The organism is Leifsonia sp. 22587 (assembly GCF_052044215.1).
GTDB lineage: Bacteria > Actinomycetota > Actinomycetes > Actinomycetales > Microbacteriaceae > Leifsonia > Leifsonia shinshuensis_C.
Genome location: NZ_JBQENB010000001.1, coordinates 1,384,656 through 1,399,628, shown reverse-complemented (window position 1 = coordinate 1,399,628; position 14,973 = coordinate 1,384,656). Strand labels below are relative to the sequence as shown.

At 71.0% G+C, this 14,973-nt stretch carries 12 protein-coding genes; 1 reads left to right on the top strand and 11 read right to left on the bottom strand.

Features of this window, described 5'->3' with window-relative positions; all coding sequences use genetic code 11:
* The 11 genes from ACTJI1_RS06755 to polA form a co-directional block, all read right to left on the bottom strand.
* Positions 1-991: DUF58 domain-containing protein (locus ACTJI1_RS06755; protein ID WP_440742006.1), on the bottom strand; the 991-nt coding region annotated here is incomplete at its 3' end.
* 22 nt (positions 992-1,013) lie between these two features.
* Positions 1,014-2,066: an AAA family ATPase gene (locus ACTJI1_RS06750; protein WP_440742005.1), complete on the bottom strand. Its 1,053-nt coding sequence runs from the start codon at positions 2,064-2,066 to the stop codon at positions 1,014-1,016.
* A complete protein-coding gene (locus ACTJI1_RS06745) occupies positions 2,056-2,760 on the bottom strand; it encodes a hypothetical protein (RefSeq protein WP_440742004.1) in 705 nt (234 codons plus the stop codon). The genes ACTJI1_RS06750 and ACTJI1_RS06745 overlap by 11 nt, the downstream gene beginning before the upstream one ends.
* Positions 2,757-3,491, bottom strand: coding sequence for a DUF4129 domain-containing protein (locus tag ACTJI1_RS06740; protein WP_440742003.1), 735 nt, complete (start codon positions 3,489-3,491; stop codon positions 2,757-2,759). Before ACTJI1_RS06740 ends, ACTJI1_RS06745 begins: the two co-directional genes overlap by 4 nt.
* A gap of 421 nt (positions 3,492-3,912) precedes the next feature.
* The gene (gene uvrB / locus ACTJI1_RS06735) at positions 3,913-5,979 is read right to left on the bottom strand and encodes an excinuclease ABC subunit UvrB (RefSeq protein ID WP_310129504.1); all 2,067 of its coding nucleotides are present in this window, start codon (positions 5,977-5,979) and stop codon (positions 3,913-3,915) included.
* A 62-nt stretch (positions 5,980-6,041) separates the two neighbouring features.
* Positions 6,042-6,647, bottom strand: a complete 606-nt coding sequence (gene coaE, locus ACTJI1_RS06730) for a dephospho-CoA kinase (RefSeq protein ID WP_440742002.1) — start codon at positions 6,645-6,647, stop codon at positions 6,042-6,044.
* 211 nt (positions 6,648-6,858) lie between these two features.
* A complete protein-coding gene (gene rpsA, locus ACTJI1_RS06725; protein ID WP_310129508.1) occupies positions 6,859-8,301 on the bottom strand; it encodes a 30S ribosomal protein S1 in 1,443 nt (480 codons plus the stop codon).
* A gap of 107 nt (positions 8,302-8,408) precedes the next feature.
* Complete coding sequence (locus ACTJI1_RS06720) at positions 8,409-9,392, bottom strand: epimerase (protein WP_440742001.1); 984 nt, start codon at positions 9,390-9,392, stop codon at positions 8,409-8,411.
* On the bottom strand, positions 9,389-10,042 hold the full coding sequence (locus ACTJI1_RS06715; RefSeq protein ID WP_440742000.1) for a DUF4166 domain-containing protein: 654 nt from the start codon (positions 10,040-10,042) through the stop codon (positions 9,389-9,391). The genes ACTJI1_RS06720 and ACTJI1_RS06715 overlap by 4 nt, the downstream gene beginning before the upstream one ends.
* 19 nt (positions 10,043-10,061) lie before the next feature.
* Complete coding sequence (locus ACTJI1_RS06710; protein WP_440741999.1) at positions 10,062-11,735, bottom strand: DUF885 domain-containing protein; 1,674 nt, start codon at positions 11,733-11,735, stop codon at positions 10,062-10,064.
* A gap of 83 nt (positions 11,736-11,818) precedes the next feature.
* Positions 11,819-14,491 (bottom strand): DNA polymerase I, encoded by a 2,673-nt coding sequence (polA, locus tag ACTJI1_RS06705; protein ID WP_440741998.1) that lies wholly within the window; start codon positions 14,489-14,491, stop codon positions 11,819-11,821.
* A gap of 57 nt (positions 14,492-14,548) precedes the next feature.
* On the opposite strand from polA, the gene ACTJI1_RS06700 reads away from it, so the two are divergent.
* Positions 14,549-14,953: a hotdog fold thioesterase gene (locus ACTJI1_RS06700; RefSeq protein WP_440741997.1), complete on the top strand. Its 405-nt coding sequence runs from the start codon at positions 14,549-14,551 to the stop codon at positions 14,951-14,953.
* The last annotated feature ends 20 nt before the right edge of the window (positions 14,954-14,973 follow it).

Here is a 14,973-nt window from a genome sequence, read left to right as displayed (position 1 = left end):
CGCGCGGCGGCAGCACACGCCCGTACTCCCCCAGGTCGTCGAAGCCGACGCGGTCACCGGCCGCCGCGTACGCCGCCGCCAGCGACGACGCGGCCTCGCGCGCCAGGTCGAGCGACGAGACGGCGGGCCGCGGATAGGCGCGCGACCAGTCCGCGACCACGCCCGTCAGGTCGTCGCGGGCGTCCACCACGAGGTGGACGGCGGCGTCGGAGGTCGCGGTCGTGCGGCGCACATACAACTCGCCGTCGCGGCCGGCGCGCGCGGTGGCGCGCCAGTCGATGCGGCGGAGCCGGTCACCCGGATGGAACAGGTCGATGTCGCGGAACTCGCCGCCGTCCCCGGGCCGGGTCGAGATGTGCTGCCCGGTGAGCCCGAGCAGTCGGGCGGGCAGCGGCAAGGTCCGGACGGGCGCGCGCCGCGGGCGGATCACGCGCTCGACCGCCGCCTCCTCTCCCGGGTCGCTCACCCACGCGGCGTCGGGGCCGATCGCGCGGACGCCCACGGCTCCCAGCCGCTGCGGCCCGGAGTGCACGAGCGGGACCGTGCCCGACGCGTCGGCGGCGGCGGATGGGGTGAGGATCGCATCCACCGGCGCGCTCCCGCCTAGTGCGAGGCGGAGCTGCAGGGCGTCGGGGCGCTGGGTGGCGTCCGTGTGGATGCGGAGGGTCGCCTGCGGCGGGGCGGCGGCGGGGGCGGCGGCGGGAGCGTCGGGGCCGGGGTCGCCGGGGACGGCCGTGTCGTCGACCGTGATGTCCGCGCTCACGGTCACCTCGCCCGGTCGCCCCTTCGCGGGCGGCGACGGGCGCCGATCCCAGCCGAGAGCGGCGGTCAGCAGCAGCGGGGCGCCCACCAGCGCGGGCTCCACCCGGGACATGACGAACGAGGCCACGACGGCCAGCACGCCGACGATCACGGCTCCGGCGAGGGCGGGGCTCAGCGTCCATCCGGTCGTCGTCCGGGTGGCGCCACGCGTCGGGCCGCGGTCGGTCATCGGCGCGGCTCCCCGGTGCCGGTCATCCGCGCGCCGCCTCCGCGCGCTGCGCGGCGCCCACAGCGGGCGGTCCGGCCACGCTGTTGACGACCTCGATGACCACCTGCTCCGCGCCCACGCCGCTGGTCCACGCCTGGACCGTCAGCGTGAGCCGGTGCGCGAGGACGGGCACGGCAACGGCCTTCACATCGTCGGGGAGCACGAAGTCCCGGCCGTCGAGCACGGCCAGGGCGCGGGCGACGAGGAGGAGGCCCTGCGAGCCGCGGGGGGACGCGCCGACCTCCACCGAGCGGTGACGGCGGGTCGCGGCGGCCAGCCGGACGCAGTAGTCGGCGATGTCCGGGTCCACATCCACCGCCTCCACCCCGGCCTGCATCGCGGACAGCGTGGCGGCGTCGATCACGGGCTCCACCGTCGCCACCTCATGCCGCCGGGCCACCCGGGCCAGCAGGACACGCGACTCCCCCGCCTCATCCGGGTAGCCGACGCTCAGCCGGACCATGAAGCGGTCGAGCTGCGCCTCGGGCAGCGCGTACGTGCCCTCCGACTCGATCGGGTTGGCCGTGGCCACCACGTGGAACGGTGTGGGGAGCGGGAAGCTCCGGCCCTCCACCGAGACCTGGCCCTCCGCCATCGCCTCCAGCAGCGCGGACTGCGTCTTCGGCGAGGTGCGGTTGATCTCGTCCGCCAGGAAGAGACCCGTGAAGACGGGACCCGGGCGGAACTCGAACTCCGCGGTGCGCGGCACGTACACGAACGAGCCGGTGATGTCGGACGGCAGCAGGTCGGGCGTGCACTGCAGCCGGCGGAAGTCGAGGCCGACGGCCGCGGCGATGCTGCGGGCGGCGAGCGTCTTGCCGAGACCGGGAACGTCCTCGAAGAGCACATGCCCGCCGGCGAGGATGGTCGCGAAGGCGATCCGGAGCGGGTCGCGCATCCCCACCACCACTGTGGACACGCGGTCGAGCACCTCGGAGCCGAGCCGGGCGACCTCGGGGACGGGGAGAGCCGCTACTGGGGCCGCGTCGGCGGGTGGGGTGGAGTTCGGGGCGGGGATGCTCGGGTCAGCGGGCACGGTGCGGCTCCTTGTGGGTGGGTGCGGGTGTCGTGGAGGCGCCGCGCGAGCGGGTGTTCGGCGGGGCGGCGGACGGCGGGGCGGCGTTCGGCGGGTCGACAGACGGCGGGGCGGCGGACGGCCGGGCAGCGATCGGCGGGTCGGCGGGCAGCGGGGCGGCGTTCGGCGGGGCGGCGGAGGCGGCCAGCGCCTCCAGGCGAGCGAGCACCGCTGCGACCTCGGTGGTGCGCGGCGGTGCGACCCCGGTCCCCCGTCGCAGCAGCCGGAGGCCGTCGGCGCCGAGCAGGCCCTCGAGCCGCTCGTCGGCGGTGCGGTCCTCGAGGTCGAGGCCCTGGAGGGACAACGCACGCTCGGCGACGGAGCGCACCCGGCGCACGCCCTCCGGTGATGCGCGGCCACCACGGGAGCCGAGGGACCAGCCCAGCTGCACCAGGTCGCGCCGGGCGCCGGGTCGAGGCTCGGGAGCCGGCACGGCCCAGACCACGTCGGCGGCCTCGCCGAGCGCGGAGAGGCAGGCGCACAGGGCGAACGCCGCGGCGCCCAGACCGATGGCGTGCGGCGCATCCATGCCGAGATACCAGGCGGCGGCGCCGAGCGCGATGCCGAGGACGGCGGACAGGATCAGGCGGCGCAGCATGCGCGGTGGGAGGCGGCGGCGGGTGCTCACCCGCCCTCCGCCGCGACGCGCGCTCATCGGCGCTTCCCCGCCGTGGTGCTCGAGGAGGTGGTGCTCCAGGATGCGCGGAGCGCCGCGACCGCGTCCCGTGCGGCGGCCACGTCGGAATCGGTCACCGGTGCCGTGCTGAACCGGGCGCGGACGTAGAGTCCGAGGAACCGCTGGGCCGCGTCCCGATCGGCTGCCACCCGTGCGACGACCCGGGAGGCGAACTCGGCGGGCGTCTCGGCGGGCAGGCGCTGGACGCCCGAGTCGGCAGCGCCCTCCTCCAGCCCCAGCCAGGCGCGCTCGATGGCGTCGCGGGGCTCGCGCGGCGCCGCGAGCTCCGCACTCGCGCGGTCGAGACCGCGGCGGACGTGCTCGGGCTCCGGTTCGGCGGTGGGCTCGGGCGCGGGTGCCGACAGCTCCGTCTCGGCCAGCCCGGCCAGCGAGGGCAGTTCGGGCGCCGGGCGGCTTCGCCGGCGGTACCGCCACAGGATGGCGAGCGCCACGATCACGGCGAGCACGATGAGGGCGACGAGCAGCCAGGAGAGGTCGATGCGGAGCTGCTGCTGGGGCCGCTGCGGTTCGGGGGTCCCGGTCAAGTTCTGCTCCGGCCGGTCTGTCACCACCGGTCCCGGCGGAAGGAACACCCGCGGCCCGGTGAAGGCGGGAACCCCCTGGAACGCGACGGCCACCACGGCGATCCCGACCAGCACGGCGCACACGGCGAGCGTCCACCGCCGCTGTCCCGTCCCCGTCGAAGCCACCCTGCCACCGTAGCGCGCGCTCGCCACCGCTCGTGCGAATCGGAGGAAGTGCCCGGCGCCAGCGCCCGACGGGCGCCCGAGTCGTGAGTAGGTGCGCGAATCTCCCGCGAGTTGCGACATCCACTCACCACTCGAGGGCGCGGCCGCATGCGCCCGCGCGCCGAGGTGCACGTCGTTGCGGTCGACACGCCGCTCGGGCACACAACAACGTGCACCTCAGCGAGAAGGGATGCGCGCGTGCGCCCGGTGCGGTGCTGGCGCCTGGCCGGCGCCCGAGTCGTGAGTAGATGCGCGAATCTGACGCGAGTTGCGACATCCACTCACGACTCGACGACGGCCATCACGCAGCGCCCGAGGTGCACGTTGTTGCGGTCGACACGCGGTACGGCTGCGCAACAGCGTGCACTTCGATGACGGGCGCTCAGCCCAGGTGGCCGGCCTTCTCCATCTGCCGCAGGTCGCGTTTCAGGTCGGAGAGCTCGTCGCGCAGCCGCGCGGCCAGCTCGAACTTGAGCTCGCCCGCGGCCGCCAGCATCTGCTGGTTGAGGTCCGCGATCAGCCCCTCGAGCTCCGCGGCACCCTGCGCGGCGATGCCGCCGTTGCGCAGGTTGGGCGTCGGGCTCTTCCGCTTCTGCTCGCGGCCGGCCAGCATCCGTGCCGTGTCGGCCTCCTCGCGAGCCAGCACGTCCGTGATGTCGGCGATGCGCTTGCGCAGCGGCTGCGGGTCGATACCGTTGACCCGGTTGTACTCGATCTGCTTCTCGCGGCGACGGTCGGTCTCCTCGATCGCGTTCTTCATGGAGTCCGTGAGCACGTCGGCGTACATGTGCACCTGGCCCGAGACGTTTCGGGCGGCACGACCGATGGTCTGCACCAGCGAGGTCGACGACCGGAGGAAGCCCTCCTTGTCGGCGTCGAGGATGGCGACCAGCGACACCTCCGGGAGGTCGAGTCCCTCACGCAGCAGGTTGATGCCGACGAGGACGTCGTAAACGCCGGCCCGCAGCTCGGAGAGGAGTTCGACGCGCCGCAGGGTGTCGACGTCGGAGTGCAGGTAGCGCACCCGGACGCCCGCCTCCGCCAGGAAGTCGGTGAGCTCCTCCGCCATCTTCTTGGTCAGGGTGGTGACGAGGACGCGCTCGTCGCGCTCCACCCGGAGCCGGATCTCCTCGAGCAGGTCGTCGATTTGCCCCTTCGTCGGCTTGACGACGATCTCCGGGTCGATCAGGCCGGTCGGGCGGATGATCTGCTCGACCACGCCGTCGGCGATGCCCAGCTCGTACTTGCCCGGGGTCGCGGAGAGGTAGACGGTCTGGCCGACGCGGTCCTTGAACTCGTTCCACTTGAGCGGACGGTTGTCGAGCGCGCTGGGCAGGCGGAAGCCGTGCTCCACCAGGGTGCGCTTGCGCGACGCGTCGCCCTCGTACATGGCTCCGATCTGCGGCACGGTCACGTGCGACTCGTCGATCACCACGAGGAAGTCGTCCGGGAAGTAGTCGAGCAGGCAGTGCGGCGCCTCGCCTGGGGCGCGGCCGTCGATGTGGCGCGAGTAGTTCTCGATGCCGGAGCAGAAGCCGATCTGCTCCATCATCTCCAGGTCGAACTGGGTGCGCATCCGCAGCCGCTGCGCCTCGAGCAGCTTGCCCTCGCGCTCCAGCTCCTGGAGGCGCTCGTGCAGCTCCTCCTGGATGGTGCCGATCGCGCGCTGCATGGTGGCCGGGCTCGCGGCGTAGTGCGTCGCCGGGAAGACGGACACCGCATCCATCTTCGTGATCACGTTGCCCGTCAGCGGGTGCAGCGAGTAGAGCGCCTCGATCTCGTCGCCGAACAGCTCGATCCGGATCGCGTGCTCCTCGTAGACCGGGATGATCTCGATCGTGTCGCCGCGCACGCGGAACTTGCCGCGCGAGAAGTCGACGTCGTTGCGCTCGTACTGCATGTTGACGAAGCGGCGGATCAGCGCATCCCGCCCTACGTTCTGGCCGACCTGGAGCGCGACCATGGCCTCCAGGTACTCCTCGGCCGCACCGAGGCCGTAGATGCAGGACACGGTGGACACGACGACGACGTCGCGACGGCTGAGCAGCGAGTTCGTGGTCGAGTGCCGGAGACGCTCGACCTCTGCGTTGATCGAGCTGTCCTTTTCGATGAAGGTGTCCGTCTGCGGCACGTACGCCTCGGGCTGGTAGTAGTCGTAGTACGAGACGAAGTACTCGACGGCGTTGTTGGGCAGCAGCTCGCGGAACTCGTTGGCCAGCTGCGCCGCCAGCGTCTTGTTGTGCGCCAGCACCAGCGTCGGGCGCTGCACCTGCTCGATCAGCCAGGCGGTCGTCGCCGACTTTCCGGTACCGGTCGCGCCGAGCAGCACCACATCCGTCTCGCCGGCGTTGATGCGCCCGGCGAGTTCGGCGATCGCCTGCGGCTGGTCACCGCTCGGGCTGTACTCGCTGACGACCTCGAAGGGACGGACGGAGCGCGTGGGAAGCATGTCTCCAGTCTAGGAAGGACCACCGACACTTCGGCCGGCTCTCGCTCACAGCGGAACGGGCGTCACCGTGCGGTGCCGCGCAGCTCCTCCCAGAGCGCATCCACCTGCTCCAGCGTGTACTCCAGCGTGCCGCCGGTGTCGATCACGACGTCGGCGACGGCCAGCCGCTGGTCGTCGGACGCCTGCGAGCGGATGCGGCGCTCCGCCTCCCCCGCGTCCATCCCGCGCAGGGTGACGAGGCGGTGGATGCGGGTCGCCGCGTCGGCGTGCGCGACCACGACCCGGTCGAAGGGGTACTCGTTGGCCGACTCGACCAGCAGGGGGACGTCGTAGACCACGATGGCGTCCGGGTCCGCCTCGGCGGCGGCACGGAAGCGCGCGGTCGAGGCCTGCAGCACGGCGGGGTGGGTGATCGCGTTGAGGTCCTGCAGCGCTGCGGGGTCGCCGAACACGATCGCGCCGAGCGCCGGGCGGTCGAGGCTGCCGTCCGCGGCGATCACGGCGTCGCCGAACCGGCGGGCGATCTCTGCCAGCGCCGGTGTGCCGGGCTCGACCACTTCGCGCGCGATGCGATCGGCGTCGACGACGACGGCGCCGTGCGAGGCGAGACGGGAGGCGATGGTCGATTTGCCGGAGGCGATTCCCCCGGTGAGTCCGATCAGCTGCACGCGCCCAGCCTATCCGCACCCCGTCCGCCGCCCGTCCCCCGCCGCCCGCCGCCCGCTGGAGCGACTGCGGTGCCGGGTCACGTCTGCGCCTGCGCGACGCCCCGCAGTCGTGACGAACCGCCGCAGCCGTCGCCGTCGCGGCTCCGGCCGCTCCCCCGGGAACGCCGAAGCGGCCGGCCCCGAAGGACCGGCCGCTTCTGAGAGAGGATGCTCAGGAGTTGGAGCTGAGCTTCTCGCGCAGAGCCGCGAGCGACTCGTCGTCGGCGAGCGTTCCGCCGGCGCCGGAGTCGGAGGAGTACGAGGACGAACCGCTGTCGGCGGCAGCCTCCTCGAGGCCCTTGGCGACCTGGCGCTTGTGCGCCTCCCAGCGCGCCTGGGCCGCAGCGTACTGCTGCTCCCACTCGTCGCGCTGCGCCTCGAAGCCTTCCTTCCACTCGTTGGTCTCCGGGTCGAAGCCCTCCGGGTACTTGTAGTTGCCCTGGTCGTCGTACTCGGTGACCATGCCGTAGAGCGCCGGGTCGAACTCGGTGCCCTCCGGATCGACGCCCTCGTTCGCCTGCTTGAGCGACAGCGAGATGCGGCGGCGCTCCAGGTCGATGTCGATGACCTTGACGAACACCTCGTCGCCCACCGAGACGACCTGCTCGGCCAGCTCGACGTGCTTGCCAGACAGCTCGGAGATGTGCACGAGGCCCTCGATGCCGTCCGCGACGCGGACGAACGCACCGAACGGGACCAGCTTGGTGACCTTGCCCGGTGCGACCTGACCGATCGCGTGGGTGCGGGCGAAGACCTGCCACGGGTCCTCCTGCGTCGCCTTCAGCGACAGGGAGACGCGCTCGCGGTCGAGGTCGACCTCGAGGATCTCGACGGTGACCTCCTGGCCCACCTCGACGACCTCGGAGGCGTGCTCGATGTGCTTCCAGGACAGCTCCGACACGTGGACGAGACCGTCGACGCCGCCGAGGTCGACGAACGCACCGAAGTTGACGATCGACGAGACGACGCCCTTGCGGACCTGGCCCTTGTGCAGGTTGTTGAGGAACGTGGTGCGGGACTCGGACTGGGTCTGCTCCAGCAGCGCGCGGCGCGAGAGCACCACGTTGTTGCGGTTCTTGTCGAGCTCGAGGATCTTGGCCTCGATCTCCTGACCCAGGTACGGGGTGAGGTCGCGGACGCGGCGCAGCTCGATGAGCGACGCGGGCAGGAAGCCACGCAGGCCGATGTCGACGATCAGGCCGCCCTTGACGACCTCGATCACCGTACCGGTGACGACGCCGTCGGCCTCCTTGATCTTCTCCACATCGCCCCAGGCGCGCTCGTACTGCGCACGCTTCTTGGACAGGATGAGGCGACCCTCCTTGTCCTCCTTCTGGAGAACGAGAGCCTCGACGGTGTCGCCGACCTCGACGACCTCGGTGGGGTCGACGTCGTGCTTGATGGAGAGTTCGCGCGAGGGGATGACGCCCTCGGTCTTGTAACCGACGTCGAGGAGGACCTCGTCGCGGTCGATCTTGACGACGGTGCCTTCGATCAGGTCTCCGTCGTTGAAGAACTTCAGCGTCTTTTCGACCGCGGCAAGAAAGTCCTCAGCAGATCCGATGTCGTTGACGGCGACCTGCTTGGGTGCCTTGTCGGTCGTTGCGGTTGTCATGTAGTGGGTGCTCCGTTATGGACAGGAATCAGGCCGGTCGCGTCGTTGTTTCTGGATGTTCCGCGAACGGCAGGCGGATAGAGGTGTCACACAAGTGACGTTCTAGTCTACCGGGCAGCGGAGGCGTGCAGCAACCTGCGGCCGGCGAGGATGTCGCGCAGTGCCGGCTCCAGGTCCGGGTACGCGAACTCGTAGCCCGCGTCGAGGAGGCGCTCGGGTACCACCCAGCGGCTCTTCAGCACGAGTTCGGTCTCGGTGCGGATCGCGACCGAGCCCAGTTCGAGCATCCACCGGTACGCCGGGAGCCCGACGCGCACGCCTAGCAGCCGGCGAAGTGTCGCCATGAGCATGCGGTTGTCGGTGGGATGCGGCGATGAGACGTTCACGGTGCCGTCGAGCTCGGGATGCGCGCGCAGGAACTCGATGGCGCCGAGCACGTCGGCGATGTGCACCCAGCTGAAGCGCTGGCGGCCGCCGCGGGCGCGGAACTCGTGGAATGTGCCGGCGTTGCGGCGCGCCGCCGTGACGAACCACCGGCCGTCGACCTGCGGGCCGCCCAGCCCGAAGCGGGCCAGTGCGACGAGCGGGCCGAGCGCGCTGCCGTCGCCGAGCACGATGGCCATGCGCAGGGCGACGCGGCGCGTGCCGGGGAGGTCGCCCTCGAAGAGCTCGCGCTCCCAGGCTTTCGCCACCTCGACGGAGAAGCCCGTGCCCAGCTCGCCGGTCGCCTCCGTCATCGGCCGGTCCTCCGCGTGCCGGTAGATGGTCGCGGTCGAGGCGTTGAACCAGACCGGCGGCGGCGCGTCGCTCGTCGCGATCGCCTCGCGCACCGCTCGCGTGGTGACCAGGCGCGACCGGAAGATCTCCGCCCGGTTGGCGTCGTTGTAACGGCAGTTCACGCTCTTGCCCGCGAGGTTGATCACGGCCGCCGCGCCGGTGACGGCTTCCCGGAGCCCGGCCGCGTCGTCCCAGCGCACGTCGGGGCCGTCGCGCCCGACGAGGACCACGTCCGCGCCGGCCTCCCGGTAGTGCTGTGCGAGGTAGCGGCCGATGAAGCCGGACGCCCCCGCGATGACGATGCGCTCACTCACTGCTGCTGGTCCCCCTCGGGTGTCACGTCGTAGCGGAAGAGTCCGCCGTACTGGTAGATCCGGCCGATGACCGGGAGCGTCACGGTGATGGACACGCGCTGCTGCCCGGCGTCCTCATCCCACCGCTCGGTCAGCACGACGACCGGAGCGATCGGCGACGGGATGCGCACCCGCCGGCCCGCGAGAACCACGTGCACCTCCGTCGAGCGCAGGCGGAGACCTCCGTCGCGGACGGTGGCGCGGAAGCGCGCCTCGGCGCGCACCGGGTCGCCGAGCCGGTCGACGAGTTCGCTGCCGCCGCGGCGGCCCACGCCGACCTCGGAGACGCCGATCTCATCCACCATGACCGCCGAGCGCCCGCGGAACGCGAACGCCCGTTCCGCCGCGACCGCCGGCGAACCGTCCGGCCGGACGACCGGACGGTTCGCCACCGTGAACGGGACCTCGCGCTGCCAGACCGGGAACAGCACCCGGGACCGCGCGAAGAGCGCGAGCACGGGCCACAGCCAGCGTCTCGGGGTGCCGACCGTGTCGAACACACCGGCTCCTCGCCCCACGGAGCCGGACGGGATGGCGTCGAAGTACGCCTGCAGCCGTGGATGCAGGTCGTCGAACGCCGCGCCGAGCACGGCGCGGTAGGGCGAGGTCACCGGGTGCGGGGGCTGCCGCTCAGTCGAGCAGCGCCGCCTTCAGGGTGTCGAGGCCGACGCCGCCGATGTCGAGCGCCTTCTTGTGGAACGCCTTGATGTCGAACGACGCACCCTCGCGGCGCGCGTACTCGTCGCGCAGCTGCTCCCAGATGCGCTGACCGATCTTGTACGACGGAGCCTGCCCCGGCCAGCCGAGGTAGCGGTTCACCTCGAAGCGGACGAAGCCGTCGTTCATGTTGACGTTCTCGCGAAGGAAGGGGAACGCGTCCTCCCCCGTCCACGGACGCGAGCCGTCGGGCAACGGCTTCTCGAGGTGCACGCCGATGTCGAGCACGACGCGCGCGGCGCGCATCCGCTGGCCGTCGAGCATCCCGAGCCGGTCGGCCGGGTCGTCGAGGTAGCCGAGCTGCTCCATCAGCCGCTCGGCGTAGAGCGCCCAGCCCTCCGCGTGGCCGGACGTGCCCGCGATGCGGCGCCACGAGTTCAGCTGCGCCTTGTTGTAGGTGGCCTGGGCGATCTGCAGGTGGTGACCCGGGACGCCCTCGTGGTAGACCGTGGTCAGTTCGCGCCATGTGTCGAACTCGGTGACACCTTCGGGAACGCTCCACCACATCCGGCCGGCGCGCGCGAAGTCGTCGCTGGGGCCGGTGTAGTAGATGCCGCCCTCCTGGGTCGGCGCGATCATGCACTCGAGCCGGCGGATCTCGGCCGGGATGTCGAAGTGCGACTTGCCGAGCTCTTCGATCGCGCGGTCGCTGGTCTCCTGCATCCAGCGCTGCAGCGCGTCGGTGCCGTGCAGCTTGCGGCTCGGGTCGCCGTCCAGGAACTCGATCGCCTCGAGGACGGTGGCGCCCGGCTTGATCTCCCGCGCGATCGACTCCTGCTCGGCGCGCATGCGGGCGAGCTCCTCGATGCCCCACTCGTAGGTCTCGTCGAAGTCGACCGTAGCGCCGAGGAAGCCGCGCGACGCCAGGGCGTAGAGCTCCCTGCCGACCGCGTCCTTCTCGGGCGCGTGCTGCGCCAACTCGTTCTCGAGGAAGTCGGCGAGCGACGCGTACGCCTGCGCCGACTCCTGGGCGCCCGCCGCGAGGTCGGACTTCAGCGACTCGGGCAGCACTCCGTTGAGTGGCCGTGCGTCGCCGGTGAACTCGAAGAAGAAGCCGCTGTCGGCGACCTGCTTGCGCGCCTGGGCGAGCACTTCGCGCACCTGGCGGATCGCGGGGACGTTCCCGTTCGCGATTCCGCTGCGCAGCGTCTCGATGTAGCCGTTCATCGCGGCGGGCAGGTTGTGCAGGCGCTTGGCGACGTTCGCCCAGTCGTCCTCGGTGTCGGTCGGCACCAGGTCGAAGATGTCGCGCAGCTCTTGCGCGGGCGAGGCGATGACGTTGAGGTCGCGCTGCGCGAAGCCGGCGTCGTGCTTCTCGACGGTGAGCTGCAGCTCCCGCGCGAGGTCCATCTTGGTGATGCGGTCGATGTCGTCGACCGGCTCCGCCGCTTCGATGCGGGCCAGAGCCTCCTTCACCTTGGCGATGGCGGTCTCGGCGCCCGCGGGAGAGTAGTCGGCGTACTCGCCCTCGCGGCCGGGTCGACCGAGCCAGACGTGGTACTCGGGGAACAGTTCGAGCTGGGTGTCCACCCACTCCTCGGCGATCGTGTCGACCGGGGTGGGTTCGCGCTTCTGATCGTTGGTCATGCTCCGACCCTACCGATCGGTCCACCCCGCAGGCAGGGGAAATCGCACACTGTGGACAACCCGCTGCCTGTGGAGGGAACGGCTCAGTGCGCGGCGGCGTCCCAGTTCGCGCCCCGGCCCACCTGCACATCGAGCGGCACCCGCAGGTCGGCCGCGCCCGCCATCCGGGCGCGGACGATCGCCTCCAGGGCGTCCCACTCGCCGTGCGCGACCTCGAAGATGAGCTCGTCGTGCACCTGCAGCAGCATCCGGGATTCGAGGCGCTGATCGATGATGTCGCCCGCGATGCCCAGCATGGCCACCTTCATGATGTCGGCGGCCGACCCCTGGATCGGGGCGTTGAGCGCCTGCCGCTCGGCGTTCTCGCGCAGCACGCGGTTCGTCGACGTGAGGTCGGCGAACGGACGGCGGCGACCGAAGATCGTCTCGGTGAAGCCGTCGACGCGTGCCTGCTCCACGACGTTGCGCAGGTAGTCGCGCACCGCACCGAAGCGCTCGAAGTAGTCGCTCATCAGCTGACGCGCTTCGGAGGTCTCGATGCGCAGCTGCTTGGACAGGCCGAAGGCGCTCAACCCGTAGGCGAGCCCGTACGACATCGCCTTGACCTTGGTCCGCATCGCCGGGGTGACCTCCGCCGGCGGGACGCCGAACACGCGCGACCCGACGAACCGGTGCAGGTCCTCCCCCGCGTTGAACGCCTCGATCAGCCCCGGGTCCTCCGACAGGTGCGCCATGATGCGCATCTCGATCTGCGAGTAGTCGGCGGTGAGCAGCGTCTCGAATCCCTCGCCCTGGGTGAAGGCCGAGCGGATCTCCCGCCCCTCTTCAGTGCGGATCGGGATGTTCTGCAGGTTCGGGTCGTTCGAGGAGATACGGCCCGTGCTCGTGCCGGTCTGGTCGTACGTGGTGTGGATGCGGCCGTCGCTCTCGACGGACCGCTCCAGCGTCTCGACGATCTGCTTGAGCTTGGTCGCGTCGCGGTGCTGCAGCAGAAGGCCGAGGAACGGATGCGGGTTCTTCTCCTGCAGGTCCGCCAGCGATCCGGCGTCGGTCGAGTAGCCGGTCTTCGTGGCGCGGGTCTTCGGCATCCCGAGCTCCTCGAAGAGCACCTGCTGGAGCTGCTTCGGCGAGCCGAGGTTGATCTCGTGACCGATCTGCGCGTACGCCTGCGCGGCGAAGTCGTTGGCCTTGTCGGTGAGCTGTCCGCGGAGGCGCGCGAGCACTTCGGAGTCGATCGTGACGCCGTTCAGCTCCATCTCGGCGAGCACGGCGACCAGCGGCAGCTCGATGTCGTCGAGCACTCCCCGGGTGCCGTCGTCGAGCGCGATCATCTGACCCTCGGCGACGCGGCGGATGTACCACGCCTCGGTCGCCGGGCTGACGGCGTCGTTGATCGGGACGAGCTGGTTCGGGTCGGAGACCGGCAGGGTCTCGCCGAGCACCTCGTACACCTGCTCCGCGAGAGACTGCGCCGCGGCGCCCGGCTTCACCAGCCAGGAGGCGATGCGCGTGTCGAAGGCGAGTCCGTCGACCACGAAACCGGCGCGGCTGAGCGCCTTGAACTGCGGCTTGGCGTGGAAGAAGTACTTGGGCGCGCTGCTCGCGAGCCACTCCTCCAGTGCGGCGTAGTCGGGCCGGCCGGCCACCCACGGCACGTAGACGCTGTCGTCGGCGGTCGCGAGGCCGAAGCCGGTGACACCGGCCGGGCCGCGCTCGAGCTGCACGGCGATGGCGGCTCCGTCGGCCGACGCCTTCGACAGCCAGTTGGCGAGCTCCTCGTCGACCATGGTGCGGACGGCGGGTGCGCTCACCGCGCCCGCGTCGCCCACCTCGGCGACGGAGACGGCGCCGTCGAGCATCCCCTCTTCGGCCGCCGTCTTCATGAGCCGGTCGAGCAGGGTCTTGAACTGGAGGCGCGCGAAGATGTCGCGCACCGCGTTCTCGTTGAGCGGCTTGCGCTCGAGGTCCCTGGGACCGATCGGCAGCTCGACATCGTCGAGGAGCTGGTTGAGGCGCCGGTTGCGGAGCGCGTTCTCCTTCTGGTCGCGCAGGTTCTGCCCGACGACGCCCTTGATCTCGTCGGCGTGCGCCACGATGTTCTCGACCGTGCCGTACTGCTGCACCCACTTGACGGCGGTCTTCTCGCCGACCTTGTCGATACCGATCAGGTTGTCGCTGGTCTCGCCGACGAGGGCCGCGATCTCGGGGTACTGGTGCGGCTCGATGCCGTACTTCTCGCGCACGGCCGCCGGGTCGTACACCTTGAGCTCGGACACACCGCGGACGTTCGGGTAGAGCAGCGTGACGTCGTCGTTGACGAGCTGGATGGTGTCGCGGTCGCCCGAGACGAGGAGGACTTTGAAGCCCTGCTCCACGCCCTGCCGGGCGAGGGTGGCGAGGATGTCGTCGGCCTCGTAGTCCTCCTTCGCGATGGTGGTGACGTTCATCGCGTGGAGCGCCTCCTCGAGCAGCGGCACCTGGCCGGCGAACTCGGACGGCGTCTCGCCGCGGGTGCCCTTGTACTCCGGGTACTCGCGCGTGCGGAAGGAGTAGCGGGAGATGTCGAAGGCCACCGCGAGGTGGGTCGGCTTCTGCTGCTGCAGCAGGTTGATGAACATGGCGATGAAGCCGTGGATCGCGTTGGTGTGCTGCCCTTCGCGGTTCACGAAACTGTCGACAGGAAGCGCGTAGAAGGCCCGGAATGCCAGCGAATGGCCGTCGATGACGAGAAGGGTAGGCTTTTCGGAGTCTGACACCAGGCAAGCCTACAAGGGGCCGGTGACAGTGCAGACGACCGTCAGGAGAGGCCGAGGATGACCGACGACGCACTCACGTATGTGCAGCAGAGGGGGCTCGGCCGGCTGGCCGAGAAGATGGGCATCGAGATGCTCGAGTTCACCGTCGAGCGGGCCGTGGCCCGCATGCCCGTCGAGGGCAACACGCAGCCGGCGGACCTGCTGCACGGCGGTGCGTACGTGGTGCTCGGCGAGTCCCTCGGCTCGATGTCGGCCAACCTCTACGCGGGCGAGGGACGCCTCGCGGTCGGCATCGAGATCAACGCGTCGCACACCCGCTCGGCGACGAGCGGCTACGTCACGGGCGTGTGCACGCCCATCCACCTCGGCCGCACGCTGACGACGCACGAGATCGCGGTGACGGACGACCGCGGCCGCCGCTGCTCGACCATCCGCATCACGAACCTGATCAAGGACGTGTGACGCGACCGGCGCGCTGACGA